Annotated in this window: 15 protein-coding genes, 1 tRNA gene, 1 pseudogene and 1 riboswitch; of the genes and pseudogenes, 12 read left to right on the top strand and 5 right to left on the bottom strand. The window is 70.7% G+C overall.

Annotated features, from left to right (window positions below):
- Positions 1-105: 105 nt before the first annotated feature.
- A riboswitch (cyclic di-AMP (ydaO/yuaA leader) is annotated at positions 106-288 on the top strand.
- Between the two features lie 4 nt (positions 289-292).
- From UK12_RS44480 to UK12_RS18540, 6 genes and pseudogenes are all read left to right on the top strand, one after another.
- The gene (locus UK12_RS44480; protein ID WP_045304137.1) at positions 293-1129 is read left to right on the top strand and encodes a LysM peptidoglycan-binding domain-containing protein; all 837 of its coding nucleotides are present in this window, start codon (positions 293-295) and stop codon (positions 1127-1129) included.
- Positions 1130-1353: 224 nt separating this feature from the next.
- Positions 1354-2640 (top strand): phosphopyruvate hydratase, encoded by a 1287-nt coding sequence (eno, locus tag UK12_RS18520; RefSeq protein ID WP_045304138.1) that lies wholly within the window; start codon positions 1354-1356, stop codon positions 2638-2640.
- Positions 2641-2769: 129 nt separating this feature from the next.
- Positions 2770-3273, top strand: a complete 504-nt coding sequence (locus tag UK12_RS18525; protein WP_052681975.1) for a septum formation initiator family protein — start codon at positions 2770-2772, stop codon at positions 3271-3273.
- A 13-nt stretch (positions 3274-3286) separates the two neighbouring features.
- Positions 3287-3790, top strand: a pseudogene (locus UK12_RS18530) (DUF501 domain-containing protein); the annotation flags it as partial.
- 146 nt (positions 3791-3936) lie between these two features.
- Complete coding sequence (locus tag UK12_RS18535) at positions 3937-4875, top strand: Ppx/GppA phosphatase family protein (RefSeq protein ID WP_045304140.1); 939 nt, start codon at positions 3937-3939, stop codon at positions 4873-4875.
- A gap of 472 nt (positions 4876-5347) precedes the next feature.
- Positions 5348-6718: an NAD(P)/FAD-dependent oxidoreductase gene (locus UK12_RS18540; RefSeq protein WP_045304141.1), complete on the top strand. Its 1371-nt coding sequence runs from the start codon at positions 5348-5350 to the stop codon at positions 6716-6718.
- A 295-nt stretch (positions 6719-7013) separates the two neighbouring features.
- Here the strand turns inward: UK12_RS18540 and UK12_RS18545 are convergent, their stop codons facing one another.
- The gene (locus UK12_RS18545) at positions 7014-9569 is read right to left on the bottom strand and encodes an ABC transporter permease (RefSeq protein WP_045304142.1); all 2556 of its coding nucleotides are present in this window, start codon (positions 9567-9569) and stop codon (positions 7014-7016) included.
- 63 nt (positions 9570-9632) lie between these two features.
- The gene (locus UK12_RS18550; protein ID WP_045304143.1) at positions 9633-10406 is read right to left on the bottom strand and encodes an ABC transporter ATP-binding protein; all 774 of its coding nucleotides are present in this window, start codon (positions 10404-10406) and stop codon (positions 9633-9635) included.
- Positions 10407-10748: 342 nt separating this feature from the next.
- On the opposite strand from UK12_RS18550, the gene UK12_RS18555 reads away from it, so the two are divergent.
- The 3 genes from UK12_RS18555 (at position 10749) to UK12_RS18565 (ending at position 12322) form a co-directional block, all read left to right on the top strand.
- Positions 10749-10833 (top strand) — tRNA-Leu (locus tag UK12_RS18555).
- 117 nt (positions 10834-10950) lie between these two features.
- Positions 10951-11847: a Bax inhibitor-1/YccA family protein gene (locus tag UK12_RS18560; protein ID WP_045304144.1), complete on the top strand. Its 897-nt coding sequence runs from the start codon at positions 10951-10953 to the stop codon at positions 11845-11847.
- Positions 11848-11983: 136 nt separating this feature from the next.
- On the top strand, positions 11984-12322 hold the full coding sequence (locus tag UK12_RS18565) for a hypothetical protein (RefSeq protein ID WP_045304145.1): 339 nt from the start codon (positions 11984-11986) through the stop codon (positions 12320-12322).
- A 137-nt stretch (positions 12323-12459) separates the two neighbouring features.
- On the opposite strand, the gene UK12_RS18570 is transcribed toward UK12_RS18565, so the two are convergent.
- The 3 genes from UK12_RS18570 to UK12_RS18580 all read right to left on the bottom strand — a co-directional run bounded on the left by UK12_RS18570 (position 12460) and on the right by UK12_RS18580 (position 16057).
- Complete coding sequence (locus UK12_RS18570) at positions 12460-13425, bottom strand: hypothetical protein (protein ID WP_045304146.1); 966 nt, start codon at positions 13423-13425, stop codon at positions 12460-12462.
- A gap of 314 nt (positions 13426-13739) precedes the next feature.
- Positions 13740-14960: an acetyl-CoA C-acetyltransferase gene (locus UK12_RS18575; RefSeq protein ID WP_045304147.1), complete on the bottom strand. Its 1221-nt coding sequence runs from the start codon at positions 14958-14960 to the stop codon at positions 13740-13742.
- A 140-nt stretch (positions 14961-15100) separates the two neighbouring features.
- A complete protein-coding gene (locus UK12_RS18580) occupies positions 15101-16057 on the bottom strand; it encodes an SGNH/GDSL hydrolase family protein (RefSeq protein WP_197084974.1) in 957 nt (318 codons plus the stop codon).
- 272 nt (positions 16058-16329) lie between these two features.
- Between UK12_RS18580 and UK12_RS18585 the strand changes: the two genes are divergently transcribed.
- The 3 genes from UK12_RS18585 to UK12_RS18595 all read left to right on the top strand — a co-directional run bounded on the left by UK12_RS18585 (position 16330) and on the right by UK12_RS18595 (position 20037).
- A complete protein-coding gene (locus UK12_RS18585) occupies positions 16330-17730 on the top strand; it encodes a cystathionine beta-synthase (RefSeq protein WP_045304149.1) in 1401 nt (466 codons plus the stop codon).
- 481 nt (positions 17731-18211) lie between these two features.
- A complete protein-coding gene (locus tag UK12_RS18590; protein ID WP_045304150.1) occupies positions 18212-18547 on the top strand; it encodes a hypothetical protein in 336 nt (111 codons plus the stop codon).
- Between the two features lie 188 nt (positions 18548-18735).
- Positions 18736-20037, top strand: a complete 1302-nt coding sequence (locus tag UK12_RS18595; protein ID WP_045304151.1) for a L,D-transpeptidase — start codon at positions 18736-18738, stop codon at positions 20035-20037.
- The last annotated feature ends 153 nt before the right edge of the window (positions 20038-20190 follow it).

Genomic DNA, 20190 nt, shown 5'->3' on the forward strand with positions numbered 1-20190 from the left:
GTACGGGATATGAGCTTGTGATTGGTACGAGGGTATGCGTAGTCTCCGTTGAGTTCGCAGTTGCGAACCCTGTTGCGCGGAACGCCAAACCTTGCCCGCCGCGCCTCGGGACACCGACCAGAACCCTTGGGCAAGGGCGGGGGACCCAGGTTTCGTCGCCGTCCCCACGGCTTGGGGTGAAGCCGCCTCAGCAGGGCAGGAAAGCCATTCCTGTCCCGCCTACCGCGGCCGGGCCAACCTCCCGGTCCGAACCCGACAGCTCACCTCGCAGGCGTGCGGAGAGGACACCTTCATGCTGTTCACCGGTTCGGGCCGTCACCGTCGAAAGACCCAGGCCGAGAAGGCCATCGCCGTCGCCGGCGTGGCCGGCGTCGGCCTCGCGATGCCGCTGCTCGCCGCCACCGGAGCGCACGCCGCCTCCGTGTCGACCTGGGACAGGGTCGCCGAGTGCGAGAGCGGCGGCGACTGGAGCATCAACACCGGCAATGGCTTCTACGGCGGTCTCCAGTTCACCTCCAGCACGTGGAAGGCGTACGGCGGCGGCCAGTACGCCGGCCAGGCCAACCAGGCGAGCAAGGGCCAGCAGATCGCCGTCGCCGAGAAGGTCCTCGCCTCGCAGGGGCCCGGCGCCTGGCCGGTCTGCTCCGTCAACGCGGGTCTGAGCAAGGGCGGTTCGGCAGCCGACGTCGACACCGGCAGCTCCAAGTCCAGCTCGTACAGCAGCAAGAGCAGCAGCACCAAGAGCGCCAAGAAGCAGTCCTCGCAGGACGCTTCCCCGTCGAGCGCCGCCCCGAGCTTCCCCGGCCACGCCGGGTACGACGCCGGTTCCGGCAAGTACTGGTACCAGAAGAACGGCGGCTGGTACTGGACCAGCCACCAGAGCATCTACAACCAGTTCGCCGGTGGCGCCACCCAGCAGGCCCCGGCCCAGAGCCCGGCCCCGGCGGCCGCCAGCACGCAGAGCGCCTCCGGCGACAGCTACACCGTCAGGGACGGTGACACCCTGTCGGGCATCGCCCAGGCCCAGCACCTCTCCGGCGGCTGGCAGCACCTCTACGACGCCAACCGCTCCACCATCGGCGGCAATGCCGACCTGATCGTCCCCGGCCAGGTACTGCACCTGGGCTGATCCCCCGTGGCATGAGGGGCCGTTTCCGCGAGCGTTGCGGAAACGGCCCACTTGTCGTCATTCAGGTGAACTACCGGCGAGTATCGGGGCCACACGCTGAGACGGGACCAAGGCCAGCGTGGCCGAAGGGCCCGGTGCGGTTAGGCTCTGGTCGTAACGACTCCGCAATCGTCCGCAGACTGCACCCCCTGTCCGTAGGACCTGCTTCCGCTAGGAGATGCCTCGTGCCGTCCATTGATGTCGTCGTAGCCCGTGAGATTCTCGACTCGCGTGGCAACCCCACGGTTGAGGTCGAGGTCGGCCTCGACGACGGCAGCACCGGTCGTGCCGCTGTCCCGTCCGGCGCCTCCACCGGCGCCTTCGAGGCCCTGGAGCTTCGTGACGGCGACAAGAACCGTTACTTCGGCAAGGGCGTGGAGAAGGCCGTCCTCGCCGTCATCGAGCAGATCGGCCCGGAGCTGGTCGGCTACGACGCCACCGAGCAGCGCCTGATCGACCAGGCCATGCTCGACCTGGACGCCACCCCGGACAAGTCCTCGCTGGGCGCCAACGCGATCCTCGGCGTCTCGCTCGCCGTGGCGCACGCCGCCTCCGAGGCCAGTGACCTGCCGCTGTTCCGCTACCTCGGTGGTCCGAACGCGCACGTGCTGCCCGTCCCGATGATGAACATCCTCAACGGCGGTTCGCACGCGGACTCCAACGTCGACATCCAGGAGTTCATGATCGCGCCGATCGGCGCCGAGTCGTTCTCCGAGGCGGTCCGCTGGGGCGTCGAGGTCTACCACACCCTCAAGGGCGTGCTGAAGGAGCGCGGTCTCTCCACCGGCCTGGGCGACGAGGGCGGCTTCGCGCCGAACCTGGACTCCAACCGCGAGGCCCTGGACCTCATCACCGAGGCCATCAAGAAGGCCGGTTACGTGCCGGGCAAGGACGTCGCGCTCGCGCTGGACGTCGCCGCGTCCGAGTTCTACCAGGACGGCGCCTACCAGTTCGAGGGCAAGGCGCTCTCCGCCGCCGAGCTCATCGAGTACTACGCCGAGCTGGTCGCCGCGTACCCGCTGGTCTCCATCGAGGACCCGCTGGACGAGTCGGACTGGGACGGCTGGAAGGCCATGACCGACAAGCTGGGCGACAAGGTCCAGCTGGTCGGTGACGACCTGTTCGTCACCAACCCGGCCCGCCTGGCCAAGGGCATCGAGACCGGCACCGCCAACGCGCTGCTGGTGAAGGTCAACCAGATCGGTTCGCTGACCGAGACCCTGGACGCCGTCGAGCTGGCCCAGCGCAACGGTTACCGCTGCATGATGTCGCACCGCTCCGGTGAGACCGAGGACGTCACCATCGCCGACCTGGCCGTCGCCACCAACTGCGGCCAGATCAAGACCGGTGCCCCGGCCCGCTCCGAGCGCGTCGCCAAGTACAACCAGCTGCTGCGCATCGAGGAGATCCTCGACGACGCCGCCGAGTACGCCGGCCGTGGCGCGTTCCCGCGCTTCCGCGCCGCGGAGTAATCGGCACCGCGAGCACGAGGGCTGACAGTACGAGGGCTGACACGTTCGGCCGGTCATCGGTGCCCCGTCGCCTCACCCCGTAGGGTTGGGCGGCGGGGCACCGGCGCGCGGGGCCGACGGGAGGGGTACATGGCGAGGTGGAAGATCCCCGGGATCGCCGGGCGGCCACGGTTCACCAGCAGGGCCACGGTGCTCGTGCTGGTCCTGTGCTCGCTCGTGGCGATCCTCGCGTATCCCACCCGCCAGTTCATCGCGCAGCGCTCGGAGATCAACGCCCAGCGTGCCAAGGCCGAGCGCGCCACCCAGCAGGTCGAGCGGCTCGGCCGGGAGCGGGCCCGCTGGCAGGACCCGGCGTTCGTCATGGCGCAGGCCCGCGAGCGGCTGCACTACGCGCTGCCGGGTGAGACGCCGTTCGTCTCGATCGACCCGAGCCCGCCCGCCGCCCAGCCCGCCCCCGGTGTGGTGGCGGCCGGTCCGGCCGCCAGGGCCGGTGTGCCCTGGTACACCAGCGTCTGGGGCTCGGTCGCACTGGCCGACTCGCCTCCCGTGGCCGCCGCCGCTCCGCCCGTCACCGTTCCCGCCGCCGCCCCCACCACCGCTCAGCCAACTGCCCCCGCACCCGCCCCTCGCTAGAGACAGCACCCCTATGACCACTGAGAACCCGTCCACGCCCCCGACCCCTTCGGTCGACGACTCCGACGTCGCGGCCATCGCGGCCCAGCTCGGCCGTGTGCCGCGCGGCCTGCGCGGCGTCGCGCACCGCTGCCCCTGCGGCAACCCGGACGTCGTGGAGACGGCGCCCCGGCTGCCGGACGGCACGCCGTTCCCGACGCTGTACTACCTGACCTGCCCCAAGGCCGCCTCGCTGATCGGCACCCTGGAGGCGGACGGTGTGATGAAGGACCAGAGCGCCCGGCTCGCCGAGGACCCGGAGCTGGCCGCCGCCTACCAGAAGGCGCACGAGGACTACATCGCCCGCCGTGACGCCATCGAGGTGCTGGAGGGCTTCCCGAGCGCCGGCGGCATGCCGGACCGGGTGAAGTGCCTGCACGTGCTGGTCGGCCACTCGCTGGCGGCCGGTCCCGGCGTCAACCCGCTCGGCGACGAGGCGCTCGGCATGCTGGAGGACTGGTGGGCCAAGGGCCCGTGTGTCAGCCCGGCCGAACTCGCCGAGAGCGAGGCCAAGGTGGCGGCGCAGCGGGCCGAGGCCGAGGACCACGCCGCGGTGATCGCCGCCAAGGAGCAGAAGACCGCCGAGCGCGCCGCGAAGAAGCGCCTGGCCGAAGAGGAGAGCGAATGACCGCCACCCGGGTCGCCGCGATCGACTGCGGCACCAACTCGATCCGGCTGCTGATCGCCGATCTCGACCCCGAGACCGGCGCGATCGCCGACCGCGACCGCCGGATGATCATCAACCGGCTCGGCCAGGGCGTCGACAGCACCGGCCGGCTGGCGCCCGAGGCGCTGGAGCGGACCTTCGCGGCCTGCCGTGAGTACGCCGCGGTCATCGCCGAGCACGGGGTCGGTCCGGACCGGATCCGGATGGTCGCCACCAGCGCCTCCCGCGACGCCGAGAACGCCGAGGAGTTCACCAGGGGCGTCCGGGAGATCCTGGGCGTCGAGCCCGCGGTGGTCAGCGGCGAGGAGGAGGCGCACCTCTCCTTCATCGGCGCCACCAAGGAGCTGGCCGGCGGCGACTTCGAGGCCCCCTACCTGGTCTTCGACCTGGGCGGCGGCTCCACCGAGTTTGTGCTGGGCAGTGCGGACGTCGAGGCGGCCCGCTCGGTGGACATCGGCTGTGTCCGGATGACCGAGCGGCACTTCGCCGGCACCGAGCTGCCGACGCTCGGCCAGATCTCCGCCGCCCAGGCGGACATCCGGGCCGCGCTGGACCAGGCCGCCGAGGTGGTCCCGCTGGACCGGGCGGCCACCCTGGTCGGCCTGGCCGGCACGGTCACCACGGTGGCCGGGATCGCGCTCGACCTGCCGGAGTACGACTCCGCCGCGATCCACCACGCCCGGCTGTCGGTGACCGCGGTCCGCGAGGTGACCGGCCGGCTGCTGAGCTCGACCCACGAGCAGCGCGCGGCGATCCCCGTGATGCACCCGGGCCGGGTGGACGTGATCGCGGCCGGTGCCCTGGTGCTGCTGGAGATCATGGAGCGGACGGGTGCCGCCGAGGTGGTCGTCAGCGAGCACGACATCCTGGACGGCATCGCCTGGAGTATCGCCTGACGTACGCCCGACTCTGTCGGGTCCAGGGGTGTCGGGCACGCTCGGCCGGACGGCCCCTTACCGAATCGGCCCCGGGACGCTCTTCGCGGCCCCGGGGCCGGTCGCTGTCCGGCGCGCCGCGAAAAACTTCGTGAATTTCTTCACATGGCGATCCAGTCTTTCGTCGCACTTCGCTGCCCGCTACGTCCGTTATGCGGGACCGAAGGTCGACTCGCCGACCGGCTCGCTGGATCGCAGGCAGGGCTCCCGGCTCGCCGGTGAAATCGAAATGACGCGCGGGAACCCCGGTGCCACAAGGATCGTTGCTGCTCAGGAGTGCCGTCCGCAGTGCGGCGCTCACGGCGCGCAGCGGGCGTCCGGCAGGGGGTGTCGCACCCGGGCGATCGGGGCCGCGTAGTGTAGCAGACGGTGTCCAGGGGGCTGTGACGGGCCTCACGAAAGGCTCGCCGGACGGTGCTGGATACTTTCGGATATGAGCACCACGGAGCGTCCTCGCATCCTCATTGTCGGCGGTGGTTACGTCGGCCTGTATGCCGCGATGCGCATCCTCAAGAAGATGCGCTACGGAGAGGCGACCGTCACGGTCGTCGACCCGCGGTCGTACATGACGTACCTGCCCTTCCTCCCGGAGGCGGCCGGCGGCAACGTCGCGCCTCGCAACCTTGTCGCGCCGCTGCGCAGCGCCCTGAAGAAGGCGGAGGTGCTCACCGGTTCTGTGACCGGTGTGGACCACGCCCGTAAGGTCGCCACCATCCAGCCCTCGGCCGGCGACTCCTACGAGCTGCCCTTCGACTACCTGGTCGTCGCCACCGGCTCGGTCTCCCGCACCTTCCCGATCCCCGGCCTCGCCGAGCACGGCATCGGCATGAAGACGGTCGAGGAGGCGATCAGCCTCCGCAACCACGTCATGGCGCAGCTGGACAAGGCCGAGTCCACCACGGACGAGGCGGTCCGCCGCAAGGCCCTCACCTTCGTGGTCATCGGCGGCGGCTTCGCCGGCGTCGAGACCATCGCCGAGGTCGAGGACATGGCGCGCGACGCGGCGAAGATCTACAAGACCGTCAGCCGCGAGGACATGCGTTTCATCCTCGTCGAGGCGGCCAACCGGATCCTCCCCGAGATGGGCCCGGACCTCGGTCTGTGGACCAAGGAGAAGCTCGAAGAGCGCAACATCGAGATCTACATCGAGACCTCGATGGACTCCTGCGTCGACCAGCACGTGGTGCTGAAGAACGGCGTCGAGGCCGATGCCTCCACCATCGTGTGGACGGCGGGCGTCAAGCCCAACCCGGTCCTGAACAACTTCGGCCTGCCGCTCGGCCCGCGTGGCCACGTGGACACCGCGCCGACCCTGCAGGTCCAGGGCTTCGACTACGTCTGGGCCGCCGGCGACAACGCCCAGGTGCCGGACCTCGCCGTCGGCGAGGGTGCCTGGTGCCCGCCGAACGCGCAGCACGCGGTCCGTCAGGCGATCGTCCTCGGCGACAACGTCATCTCCGGTATGCGCGGCTTCCCGCAGGCCGAGTACAAGCACAAGAACCTCGGTGCGGTCGCCGGTCTCGGCCTGCACAAGGGTGTGGCGATCCTCTTCGGCAAGTACAAGCTGAAGGGCCGTCCGGCCTGGTGGTTCCACCGCCTGTACCACGGCAGCCGGGTGCCGACCATGAACCGCAAGATCCGGGTCTTCACCGACTGGACGCTGGCGATGTTCCTGAAGCGCGAGACCGTGGGTCTGGCCGAGATGGAGAAGCCGTTCGGGGCTTTCCAGGAGGCCGCCGCCCCCGCTCCCAAGCCCGTCGAGGCCGCCAAGCCCGCCGAGAAGGAACTCGCAAGCAGCAAGTAAGCGACCAGATCCGGGCGAAGGAGTGACCCGGGTACGAGTCGGAGGCCCTCCGCCCGGCAGTGTCGCCGGACCACGACCTCCGTGGTGCTCAGCCGGCCGTGCGACCGGGCGGAGTACAGAAGTAACGAGAAGGCCCCTGGAACCCGTGGCGGGTTCCAGGGGCCTTCTCGTGCGCCGTGCGTGGCGCGGGGGCAGCCGTGGTGGGGGCCGGAGGACGCCGGAGGGCGGTACCACCGGCCCACACCGGTGGTACCGCCCTCCGCCCCCGCCGAAGGGGGCCGAGCGGGCCGGACGGTCAGTCCGTCTTGATGCTCGTCAGGATGTCCAGCTTGGACGCCTGGCGGGCGGGCCACAGCGCGGCGAACAGACCCACCAGGCCGGCCAGGGCCAGGAACAGCAGCAGCTGGCCGTAGGGGATCACGGTGCTGAGCGTCGGCAGGCTGGAGGTCAGGGTGCGGTTGACCGCCCAGGCGGCGAAGGTGCCGAGGGCGACGCCGATCACCGCGCCGAACAGCGAGATGACCACCGACTCCAGGCGGACCATCCGCTTGATGCCGCGTCGGTCCAGGCCGATCGCCCGCAGCATCCCGATCTCGCGCTTGCGCTCGAAGACCGACATGGCCAGCGTGTTGATCACGCCGATGACCGCGATCACCACGGCCATGCCCAGCAGGCCGTACATCATGTTCAGCGCGAAGGTGATGATCTTGTTGAACTCGTCGCGCATGTCCTGCTTGGTCTTGACCTGGACCACCGGGTTGTTGCCGGTGGCGTCCTTGATGGACTGCTTGAGGGCGGGGCTGGCGCCGTCGGTGCCCTTGACCAGGACGTCGCTGAGGTAGGTCGCGGAGTCGTGCTTGGCGAGGTCGGTGTTGGCCATCACGACCTCGGAGATCATCGCGTTGCCCTCGTACACGCCGCCGACCGTGATCGTCCCCTCGTGCTCGGGGAAGCTCACCTTGACGGTGGAGCCGACCGCGAGGTTCTCCTTCTTGGCCATCGAGTCGTCGACCAGGATCTGGCCCTGCTTCAGCGCCGAGGCCGAACCGCTGAGCATCTTCGGCTGGACCAGCTGCTCGAAGCCTGCGGCGTCGATGCCGAAGACGGAGTGCGAGTGGCCGTTGAACTCCGAGTAGGCCTTGTTGACGGGGCTGGCGACGGCGACCCCGGGGGCCTTGCCGATGGCGGTGGCCAGCTCGGGGGTCAGCCCGCCGGTGGCCGTGGTGATGTCGTAATCGGCCTTCATGGAGCTGGTGACGGCCTTGTCCACCATGTCGGTGATCGAGGCGCCCAGCACGGTCAGGCCGGTGACCAGGGTGAGGCCGATGGTCAGCGCGGCGGCCGTGGCGGCGGTACGGCGCGGGTTGCGCACCGCGTTCCGTCGGGCCAGCTTGCCGGGCGTGCCGGCCAGCTTGGCCATCAGCGGGCCGACCAGGGCGATCACCGGACGCGACAGCAGCGGCAGCACCACGAAGATGCCGATCATCGCGAGCGCGACACCGAAGCCGACCGGCACCCGACCGGAACTGCTCTTGGTGGCGGCGCCCATGACGACCAGGCCGAGTCCGCCGACGGTGATCACCGAGCCGATGACGTTGCGGACCACCAGGCTCTTCTGGGTGGCGGGCTGGTCGCCGCTGCTCATGGCGGCCACCGGGGCGATCCGGGAGGCGCGGACGGCGGGGATCACGGCGGACAGGACGGTGACCAGGACGCCGACCACCAGCGTCACCACGACCGTGGTCGGGGCGATCACCAGCGGGCCGGTGGGCATCCCGGCGCTGGTCGCGTGGATCAGCGACTGCATCCCGGCGCCGATGCCGACACCGGCGAGCAGACCGGTCACCGAGGCGCCGATGCCCAGGGCCAGCGCCTCGACCAGCACCGACTTGGTGACCTGGGAGCGGCTGGCGCCGACCGCGCGGAGCAGGGCCAGCTCCTTGGTGCGCTGGGCGACCAGCATGGTGAAGGTGTTGGCGATGATGAAGATGCTGACGAACAGCGAGATGATCGCGAAGACCAGCAGCATGGTCTTCATGCCGTCGGTGCCGGCGGCGATCGCCTTGGTCTGCTCGTCGGTGAGCTGCTGACCGGTCTCGGTGTGGAAGTTGTCGCCCTTGGGGAGGGCCTTGGTGACGTCGGCGAGCAGCGCGGGCTCACTGGTGCCGGACTTGGCCAGCACCGAGATGGAGCTGTACTGACCGGGCGTCAGCAGCAGCTTCTGCGCGCTGGCGGTGTCCATCAGGGTGAGCGTGCCGCCGGAGGTGATCTGCGGGTCGTCGGTGGTGACGATGCCGGTCAGCTTGGCGTCCATGGCCGGGCCGTTGCTAGCGATCCGGATGGTGTCGCCGACGTGGTAACCGCCCTTGTCGGCGGTCGCCCTGTCGATCGCGACCTCCTTGGGGCCGGCCGGGGCGTGGCCGTCCACCAGCGGGTACCGGCTGTCCTTGCCGGTGGCGTCGGGCACGTAGTTGCTGCCCAGGGCGCTCCAGACCTCGCCGATCAGGTTGCCCTTCTTGTCGGCCACCCCGATGAAGCCGCTGACCACGCCGCGCGCCCTGTCCGCCCCGGGCAGGGCGGCTATCTCGCGGACGGTGGCGTCGGTGAGCTTCTCGGACTTCCCGGCGTCGTCCCTGCCCCTGGGGCCGAAGCGCATGCCCGCGGAGTTGTCGGTGACCAGGACGGAGACGTCGGTGTAGCTCTTGGCGTAACTGTTCTTCATGGCCTCACCGAGCGTGTCGGAGAAGACCAGGGTGGCGGAGACGAAGGCCGTGCCGAGCAGGATGGCGAGTGCTGTCATCAACAGGCGGCCCTTGTGGGCCAGCACATTGCGCAGTGCGGTGCGATACATGGGTGCGTCCTGGGAGGGTCGGGGCGGGCGGCTACTGGCTGGGCGTCAGTCGGTCCGGCCCGCTCAGCTGGTCCGGCCCTTGGCGTCGAAGCGGCGCATCCGATCCAGGACGCTGTCGGCGGTGGGGGCGATCAGCTCGTCGACGATCCGGCCGTCGGCGAGGAAGACCACACGGTCCGCGTAGGAGGCGGCGACCGGGTCGTGGGTGACCATCACCACGGTCTGGCCCAGTTCGCGGACGGAGTTGCGCAGGAAGGAGAGGATCTCGGCGCCCGAGCGGGAGTCGAGGTTGCCGGTGGGCTCGTCGGCGAAGATGATGTCCGGCTTGCCGGCCAGCGCGCGGGCGCAGGCCACGCGCTGCTGCTGGCCGCCGGAGAGCTGGCTCGGGCGGTGCGAGAGGCGGCCGGAGAGACCGACGGTGTCCACCACCCGGTCCAGCCACGCCTTGTCGACCTTGCGGCCGGCGATGTCCATCGGCAGCGTGATGTTCTCCAGTGCCGTCAGGGTGGGCAGCAGGTTGAACGCCTGGAAGATGAAGCCGATGTGGTCCCGGCGGAGCTTGGTGAGCTGCTTGTCCTTCAGGCCCACCAGCTCAGTCTGGCCGATCATCGACGAGCCGGAGGAGACGGTGTCCAGGCCGGCCATGCAGTGCATCAGGGTGGACTTGCCGGACCCCGAGGGCCCCATGATCGCGGTGAACTCGCCCTGCGGGAACACCACGCTGACGTTGTCCAGGGCGACCACGCGGGTCTCGCCCTCTCCGTAGACCTTGTTGAGGCCGGTGGCGCGGGCGGCCGCCTGGCCGGTCTGGACGGCGTACGCGGACGTCGTGGTCACGGAGGGCTCCTTGCACAGTGGTTGATCGGTGATAGCCGGTCGGCCGGGCGCACAGCTCCAGCCGCTATTCCATGGTCCGTCGGCGATCATGGAATTTAGTCGCTCCGGGGAACGGTTGAGCCCACCGCCGCTGGTCGTACGCGGCCCAGTGCGTCTCCTCCTCGGGTATGACGTTGACCCTGATGAAGTGCTGATGGCCGAATATCGGTCCAAGCCTGTCCAAATCGCAGACGGTTCGTCAGATGGCAAGGAAACATGACAAATTCCACGCTGGGAACATGCGAAAGGGGCGGCCGGGAGACTAGTCTCAGGGGTAGCCCGCACAGGGGCGGAGCGGTTCACGCCCGGGTGGTGGAACGCAGACACGGGCAGCTTAAAACTGCTTGGCCGAGAGGCCGTGCCGGTTCGAGTCCGGCCCCGGGCACCAACTCCGCCCTGTTGCCGCGTTTGCGAGATCCTCCTCGCGGCGTAGGCGCTTCTCTTTGCCAGGGCATTACCCTTGGGGGGCGTGGGTGGTGCCTTGCCGCCCCCGGAGGGAATGAGCATGAGAAGCAGCAACCCGGTCTTCTCGCGGGAGGGGTCCTTCACCCGCGGCACCGGATACGCAGGGTTCGGCACCGGAGCCGCCCAGCAGCCGCAGTCCGGCAGCCCCTACACCGGCAGCCCCTACGACAACAACCCGTATGCGCAGCAGCAGTCCTACGGGCAGCAGTACGGCCGGCAGCTCACCGCCGAGCAGCTGGCCGAGATGTACGGCGCACCGCCCGCCGGTCCGCTGCAGACCGGCCGGATGACCATGGACGACGTGGTGGCCAGGACGGCCCTCACGCTGCTCACCCTGGTCGCCGGTGGCGCGGTCGCCTGGTTCGCGCTCCCCGCGCAGAACTACGGCTTCGCCGTGGTCGCGGCGCTCGCGGCCTTCGTGGTCGGCCTGGTGATCAGCTTCAAGCGGAGCGTCAGCGCCCCGCTGATCCTGACCTACGCGGCGCTGGAGGGCTTCTTCCTCGGGGCGATCACCAAGGCGCTGAACACCGCCCTGCCGGGCATCGCGATCCAGGCCGTGCTGGGTACGGCCGCGGTCTTCGCGGCGATGCTGATCGCCTACAAGAGCGGCCGGATCCGGGTCACCCCGCGCTACACGCGGATCGGCATGGCGGTCGCCATGGGCTTTGTGATCCTGCTCCTGATCAACCTGGTGGCGTCGATGTTCGGCGCCGACATGGGTCTGCGCTCCGGGCCGCTGGGCATCGTGGTGGGCCTGCTCGGCATCGGCCTCGGCGCGTTCTTCCTCTCGCTGGACTTCGCCGAGATCGAGGCGGGCATCCAGGGCGGCGCTCCGCAGCAGGAGTCCTGGCGGGCCGCCTTCGGACTGACCCTCTCGCTGGTCTGGATCTACCTGGAGATGCTCCGGCTGATCGCGATCCTGCGCGGCGACGACTGACCCGCCGCCAGTCGGCCACTCACGGGCCCCGGAGCACCCGCTCCGGGGCCCGGGCCTTTGGGGGCCGGGGCGGGCGGCGGTGCGGGGGCCAGGCGCCTCGTGGGCCCCGTGGAGCGGACGGGATAGCCTCGGGGGCATGTCCGCCGAACTTCGTACGTCCGCCGACCGGAGCGCCCTGCTGGATGCCGTGGAGCGTCTGGCGGACCGCTACCGCGCGATGCCGCAGAGCCGTCTCCTGGGCGCGGTGCCGGGACACCCCTCGCGGGCCGCCGCCGGGCTGGCGCTGGCCCGGCAGCTGGCCAGCGCCGCCCTGGCCGCGGCCGGTGAGCCGCCGCACGAGTTCCCGGACGCGGGCCCGTTCGCGGTCGGCGACCAGCTCGCCGTCGCCGGGCACGAGTTCGCCGTGGCGGCCGACGGCCCGCAGCTGGCCGAGGCGCTGGCCGCGGTGCGGGCCGTCGCCGGACTGATCGACTGAGGCGCGGCACGAGACGGCGCGGCAAGGCGCAACAGGGGCGCGGGGGCCGTGCTGAACCCGCACCCCTTCCCGGGCGTGGGTCGCACAGTCCCCGCGCCCCGTCGGCCCGAGGAGCCGTCAGCTGCCGCCCGGACCGGTCAGATGCTGGCGACGACGCGGTCGGCCAGGACGTAGACGGCGTCCTCGTCGGTGCAGAAGGTCAGCGAGTACGAGCCGGAGAAGCGGGAGCCGCCGAGCAGGCGGACGTCCTCGCCGGCCCGGACGGCGTCGATGAGGCGGTAGGCGGCCTCGCGGTCGCCGGGCGCCACGCAGAGGGTGGTGCCGTCGGCGAAGGCGTACACGTCCAGGGTGCCGAGGGGCCCCGGGCGGACGTCGGTGAGGGCGATGTGCTCCTCGGCCAGGGTGGTCAGCTTGGTGTCCGTCCACTCCCGGGACGGGGTCGGGCTGGGGACGAAGTCGGGGTGCGAGGGGTGGCGGCGCGGGTCGGGGGCGGCCGTCGCCTCGGCGTCCAGCAGGCCGGACTCCAGGCCGGTGGCGAGCAGGTCGGCCTCGCGGCGGGCGCGGGCCTCGCCGGTCTCGGTGCCGCCGTGCGCGGGATGGCCGGCGCCGGGGTGCGCCGGGTGGCCCGAACCGCCCCGGGCGCCGCCGTCGGCGCCGGGCAGCCCGTACTCGCCGCCGTGGTCCTCGCTGACGAGGTCCTCCAGCGCGGAGCGCAGCGCCTCGCCGAACTCGGGGTCCATGAGGCCCGCGTTGTCCACCGCTTCCTGCGGCCCGGTGGGGCGCGGGAAGAACAGCGGCCACTCCTCGGCGACGCTCAACTGGGGGGCGCTGAAGGGGGAGTCGAAGAGCGGGGCGTCCTCGGCCGCCTTGGCCTCCTGCTCGGCCCAGAACGCGCGTGCCTCGGCGATCTCCCGCTCGCGGTCCGCGGCCAGTGCCTCGGTCACCGCGCGGCGTATGACGCTTTCGTCAACCACGGCGGGGGAAGGGGCGATTGCAGCGGCCCGCTGCTCGTCCAGGCGGCGGGAGAGGCCACGTACGTGGAGCAGGACGGCGGTACACACGGCGATCAGGATCAGCAGCAGGATGGTGTCGACGGCGCTCACGGAACGTACTCCTAGCGAGGAGTGGAACGGGGTTACACGTCCACACTGCCGTATGGGGCGCTGTTACTGCAGTGGCAGATGTCCGATTTGAGTGTGACGTACCTCCTTGTCCTCAAATTGTTAACCGGACCCGTTATACGCTGCGGAGTTGACCGATTTCGGGGTGTTCGCAAAACGCCACTCCGGGCAGAAAACGAGGGCCGGATCACAGTCGGGATGTGATCCGGCCCTCAATCACCGTCCGTCACCCCCGAACGGGGGGTTGACTTACGGGTGTCGCTTCCGGGCGGGTCGGCCCGGCGGTCCGCCGTGGCTCAGCTCAGCCGCTCGATGACCATCGCCATGCCCTGGCCGCCGCCGACGCACATGGTCTCCAGACCGAACTGCTTGTCGTGCCACTGCAGGGAGTTGATCAGGGTGGTGGTGATCCGGGCGCCGGTCATGCCGAAGGGGTGGCCGACGGCGATCGCGCCGCCGTTGACGTTCAGCCGGTCCAGGTCGATGCCCAAGTCCCGGTAGGACGGGATGACCTGGGCCGCGAAGGCCTCGTTGATCTCGACCAGGTCGATGTCGCCGATGCCCAGTCCGGCGCGCTTGAGGGCCTGCTTGGACGCCTCGACCGGGCCGTAGCCCATGATCTCGGGGGAGAGGGCGCTGACGCCGGTGGAGACGACCCGGGCGAGCGGGGTGATGCCGAGCTCGCGGGCCTTGGTGTCGGACATGATCACCAGGGCGGCCGCGCCGTCGTTCAGCGGGCAGCAGTTGCCGGCCGTGACGGTGCCGTCGGGGCGGAACACCGGCTTCAGGCCGGAGACGCCCTCTATGGTGACCCCGGCGCGCGGGCCGTCGTCCGCGCTGACCACGGTCCCGTCCGGGGTGGTGACCGGCGTGATCTCGCGCTGCCAGAACCCGGCCTTGAGCGCGGCCTCGGCCAGGTTCTGCGAGCGGACGCCGAACTCGTCCTGGTCGGCCCGGGTGATGCCCTTGAGCGCGGCCAGGTTCTCGGCGGTCTGGCCCATGGCGATGTACGCGTCCGGGATCAGCCCGTCCTCGCGCGGGTCGTGCCACTCCCCGCCGCCCACCTCGGCGCGGTGCGCGGTGCGCGCCACGGCGTCGGCGAAGAGCGGGTTCTGGGTGCCCGGCATCCCGTCCGAGGTGCCGTTGACGCTGCGCGAGACGGTCTCCACGCCGGCCGAGAGGAAGACGTCGCCCTCGCCCGCCCTGATCGCGTGCAGCGCCATCCGGGTCGTCTGCAGCGAGGAGGAGCAGTAGCGGGTGATGGTGGCGCCGGGCAGGTAGTCCATGCCCATCTGGACGGCGACGATCCGGGCCAGGTTGTGGCCCTGCTCGCCACCGGGCAGGCCGCAGCCGAGCATCAGGTCGTCGATCTGGCGCGGGTCCAGCTCGGGCACCTTGGCGAGCGCGGCGCCGATGATCTGCGCGGTCAGGTCGTCCGGGCGGACGTCCTTGAGCGAGCCCTTGAAGGCCCGGCCGATCGGCGAACGGGCGGCGCTGACGATGACGGCTTCGGGCATGGTGGCTCCTCGCTGGGTGACCTGGGGTTCCGAGCGTGCGCCGCCGGGCGGGGCTGTGCCAAGTGGGACGCTCGGGAGGAAAGTTACCGCTAAGTAGCCCGTGCGTCACCTGGGTCCGGGTGTGAGCTGGCCGACGCGGCCTACCCTGCGGCCTGCGCCTCCTCCTGTTCCGGTGGGATATCCGTCGTACCGTTCTGCTGCCCGGCTCCCGGCAGGCCGAACCGCAGCCGGTGCTTGACCAGTGCCCAGCGCCGTCCGAGGTCCGGCGTGCCCGGGTCGGCCGCCGCCACCTCGGTGCCCGAGTGCCCGGCCGCCGTGGCCGCCGCCATCGCCACCGGCAGTACCGACTCGCGTCCGGCGTCGGGCGCCGCCTCGTCCGGCCAGAGGTCCAGGGCCGCGCAGAGCGAGGGGAGCACGGCCATCGCGGCTGTGGCGTACCCCTGCGAGGAGGGGTGGTAGCGGTCCGCGGCGAACATCTCCGGGCGGGCCGCGAACTCGGGGCCGAGCAGCGAGCCCAGTGACACGGTCCGGCCGCCGTTCTCCACCACCGCTATGGTCTGCGCGGCGGCCAGCTGGCGGCTCAGCCGCCGGGCCACCCAGCGCAGCGGCGGGCGGACCGGTTTGATCGTCCCCAGGTCCGGACAGGTGCCGACGACCACCTCGCAGCCGTTCAGGCGCAGCGCCAGCACCGCCTCGCCCAGCTGCCGCACGGACTGCGCGGCCGAGCTGTGCCGGGTGACGTCGTTGGCGCCGATGATGATCACGGCGATGGTCGGCCGGTGCGGCAGGGCCAGCGCCACCTGCCCGGCCAGGTCCGCCGAGCGGGCCCCCGACCTGGCGACGTTCAGCAGCCGTACCCGGCGTTCGGCCACCGAGGCGAGCCCGGCCGCCAGCAGCGCCCCCGGGGTCTCGTGCCCGCGCGCCACCCCGAGCCCGGCGGCGGTGGAGTCGCCGAGGAAGGCCAGCACCAGCGGTGGCTCGATCTCCAGCGGATCCGCGAAGGCCGCCCCGTACACCCCGTCCGCCTTGGGCGGGTCGCCGTCGAGCAGGCCGACCGCGCGCACCGCCAGCCTGGTCTCGGTGAGCAGCAGGCCCACCACTCCGACCCCGAGTAATCCGATTCCGCCGCCGCCGTACGCCGCCGCCGTGGCGATCCGGCGGGCGACCCGGGCCCGCGACTCCCGTGATCCTGACACCCCGGCCCCCTTCGCGTGGTGCTGTTCCTGCCTGTCTCTCCCTGCTGTTACCCGCCGGAGCCGGGCGCTATCGGCGGGCGTCGGCCATCCGGGGCCCGGCCGGACCTCCGACACAGGCCCTAGGCTGGTCAGTACCGAACAACACCCGCATCGCACTTACCGGGAGGACCCCCGTGCGGTACCACAATTCGATCATCGACCTGGTCGGCAACACGCCTTTGGTGAAGCTCAACAAGGTCACCGAGGGCATCAGCGCGACCGTGCTGGCGAAGGTCGAGTACTTCAACCCCGGTGGTTCGGTCAAGGACCGCATCGCGATGCGCATGATCGAGGCCGCCGAGGCCTCCGGTGCGCTCAAGCCCGGTGGCACGATCGTCGAGCCGACCTCGGGCAACACCGGCGTCGGTCTGGCGATCGTGGCCCAGCAGAAGGGCTACAAGTGCATCTTCGTCTGTCCTGACAAGGTCTCCACCGACAAGATCAACACGCTCCGGGCCTACGGCGCCGAGGTGGTGGTCTGCCCGACCGCCGTCGCCCCCGAGCACCCGGACTCCTACTACAACGTCTCCGACCGCCTGGTCCGGGAGACCCCCAACGCCTGGAAGCCGGACCAGTACTCCAACCCGGACAACCCGGCCTCGCACTACCACTCCACCGGCCCGGAGCTGTGGGAGCAGACCGAGGGGAAGATCACCCACTTCGTCGCGGGCGTCGGCACCGGCGGCACCATCTCCGGCACCGGCCGCTACCTGAAGGACGCCTCCGGCGGCAGCGTCAAGGTCATCGGCGCCGACCCCGAGGGCTCGGTCTACTCGGGCGGCACCGGCCGTCCGTACCTGGTCGAGGGCGTCGGTGAGGACTTCTGGCCGACCGCCTACGACCGTGAGGTGGCCGACGAGATCGTCGCGGTCTCCGACAAGGACTCCTTCCAGATGACCCGCCGGCTGGCCAAGGAGGAGGGCCTGCTGGTCGGCGGCTCCTGCGGGATGGCCGTGGTGGCCGCGCTGGAGGTCGCCAAGCGGCTCGGCCCGGACGACGTCGTCGTGGTGCTGCTGCCGGACGGCGGCCGCGGCTACCTCTCGAAGATCTTCAACGACGACTGGATGGCCGACTACGGCTTCCTGCCGTCCGAGACCGACGAGGCGCACATCAGCGAGGTGCTGGCCCGCAAGGACGCCGTCGAGCACGAGGGCATCCCGCAGTTCGTCCACATGCACCCGGGCGAGACGGTCGGCGAGGCGGTCCGCGTGCTGGGCGAGTTCGGCGTCTCGCAGATGCCGGTGGTCTCGCCGGGCGCCGGCCACCCCGACATCATGGCGGGCGAGGTGATCGGCTCGGTGGTCGAGCGCGAGCTGCTCAACGGGCTGTACGCCCAGCGGATCCAGCTCACCGACACGCTGGGCGACGTGATGTCCAAGCCGCTGCCGGTGGTCGGTTCGGGTGAGACGGTGACCAGCCTGATGACCGTCCTGGAGAAGGCCGACGCGGCCGTCGTCCTGGTCGAGGGCAAGCCGCAGGGCATCGTCACCCGGCAGGACCTGCTGGCCTTCCTGGCCGGCCGCGGCGGCCACTGAGGTCGCGTCAGCAGGGGCTCTGGGTCGGGCGGGTGGGAATCCGTCTCCATGCGAAGTGGTACACCGGCGTCACGTCCACGCAGCACTGGGTTAACAACCGTCGGGCATCGTAGAGGTCAACGGCGAGACGCCGAACAGGGTGACGGCAGTGGCAGGGAGCGGCTCCCCGGTCCTGCGGTCGCCCGGACACGTCGGTCGGTCCTGACCCGGCCCACCGTGTCCTTCCTCCGCCCCGGTCTCCGGTGGCGGAGGGGCCCTCGTGGGGGCTGCCGTCGTCCCGCCCCTGTCCGACCCCGGCTGTCCGGCCGGGGCCGACCGACAGGGTGCGGCGGCCCCTGCGGCACCCACCGCGCCATGCGGCGCGTCTCCGGGGCTCCCGGGTGGGGGAGCCGATCCGGAGAGACGGCCGGGCCGGTCCACATTCAGTGGACCGGCCCGTGCCGTTTCCGCCGGGCGGTCCGGCTCGCCTACGCTCGCACACATGACCAGCACTGACCTGCCGGAGCAGGACGCCCCGCGTTACGTTCGCCTCACCATCGAGCTCATCGCCGAGATCATCGACGAGCAGGCTCTGAAGACCGCCGCCCTGACCCAGGTCGAGGGCGACGAGTACCTCGACGACGAGGAGCGTGCCCAGTCCGTCGAGGCCATCGAGTTGGACCCGTCCGGCTCGCTCGCCCACTTCGTCGACCCGGTCGCCCTGCTGGGCGACGTTCCCGGGGTCGAGCTGACCTCCGCCACCTGGGAGTCCGCCCGGACCGACTTCGACCCGGACGAGGAGTCCTGGGACGAGTACCAGGTCGGTCAGGACGACTGATCCCGGCCCGGCCCCTCGCGAAACCGCCCGTTCCGGATCACCCGGAGCGGGCGGTTTTGTCCGTTATCGCGGGGTCTTGAGTCGATCTTGCGTAATCTCATACGATCTCAGCCACTAAGTGACGGAACCGCTTCGCCCTGTATCGCGTTGTTTTGTCCGTAACGCCCCGACGAACAGGAGATCGCGAAGTGACGGCACCGGAGAAGCAGCAGCGTCCCGTCCCCGGCGGCTGGACCCGTCGTGGCGTCATCGCAGGGCTGCTCGGTGCCCCGGTCCTGCTGGTCGCCGCCTGCAACGACAGGACCGGCCCGGGAGGCGGTACCGGTGCGGGAGCCGGCAGTGACAGTGCCGGCGCCGCTGCCAGTGGCGGCAGCGGCGGGGGTGCGAGCGCCGGTGCGACACCCACCCCGAAGACCTCGGTTGCGAAGATCACCGTCTCCCCGGCCGACGGCACCACCGACGCCTCCTTCGGCCGGCCCGTCAGGGTCGCCGTGGCCGACGGCCGGCTCACCTCGGTCAAGCTCGTCGACTCGACCGGTGAGGAGATATCCGGCCGGCTGGCCTCCGACGGCACCGGCTGGACCTCCACCGGGCAGCTCGGCAGCGGTGCCAGGTACCGGCTCTCGGCCGTCGCCGTCGACGGCGACGATCTGGAGGCGGACTCCGACACCCGCTTCGCCACCGCCACCCCCGCCGACACCTTCGTCGGCTACTTCTCGCCCGAGGACGGCTCGGTCGTCGGTGTCGGCATGCCGGTCACCATCCGGTTCAGCAGGCCGGTCACCGACCGCAAGGCCGTCCAGCAGGCCATCACCGTGGTCGCCGACTCGGGCGTCGAGGTCGTCGGGCACTGGTTCTCCAGCACCCGGCTGGACTTCCGCCCCGAGACGTACTGGACCAAGGGCGCCAGCGTCACCCTCAGACTGCGGCTCAAGGACGTCGAGGGGGCGGACGGCGTCTACGGCACCCAGTCCAGGGACGTGCGCTTCACCGTCGGCCGCAGCCAGACCAGCGTCGCCGACCTCCGCGCCGACACCCTCACCGTCACCACCGACGGACAGGTCACCGCCACCTACCCGATCATCGGCGGCTCTCCCCAGCACCGCACCTGGGAGGGCAAGCTGGTGATATCCGAGCAGTACCAGCAGACCAGGATGAGCTCCTCGACCGTCGGCCTCGGCGACGAGTACGACATCCCGGACGTGCCGCACGCCCAGCGCCTGACCACCTCGGGCACCTTCATCCACGGCAACTACTGGTCGCCCGCCGCCGCGTTCGGCCGCTCCAACACCAGCCACGGCTGCATAGCCCTGCGGGACGTCAAGGGGGCGGGGGATGCGGGGACCGACGGCGCGAAGTTCTTCCGGAGCTCGATGGTCGGCGACGTGGTCGAGGTCGTCAACTCCGGTGACCGCACGGTCGATCCGACCAACGGCCTGAACGGCTGGAACATGTCCTGGGCCGACTGGAAGGCCGGCAGCGCGATCTAGCCGGGCCCCGGGTGGTGGAGCTGCCGGGGGATCCGGAGGTGGCGGTGGTGCATGTGACAGCGCTCGGATCCGGCTGTTCCATGCACGGAGTCAAGAGGGGTTAGTGAAGCGATAATCGCATGACTGAGCGTTGGATGCGTGCTTATCTGTGGG

It is taken from the genome of Saccharothrix sp. ST-888 (genome assembly GCF_000955975.1).
GTDB lineage: Bacteria > Actinomycetota > Actinomycetes > Streptomycetales > Streptomycetaceae > Kitasatospora.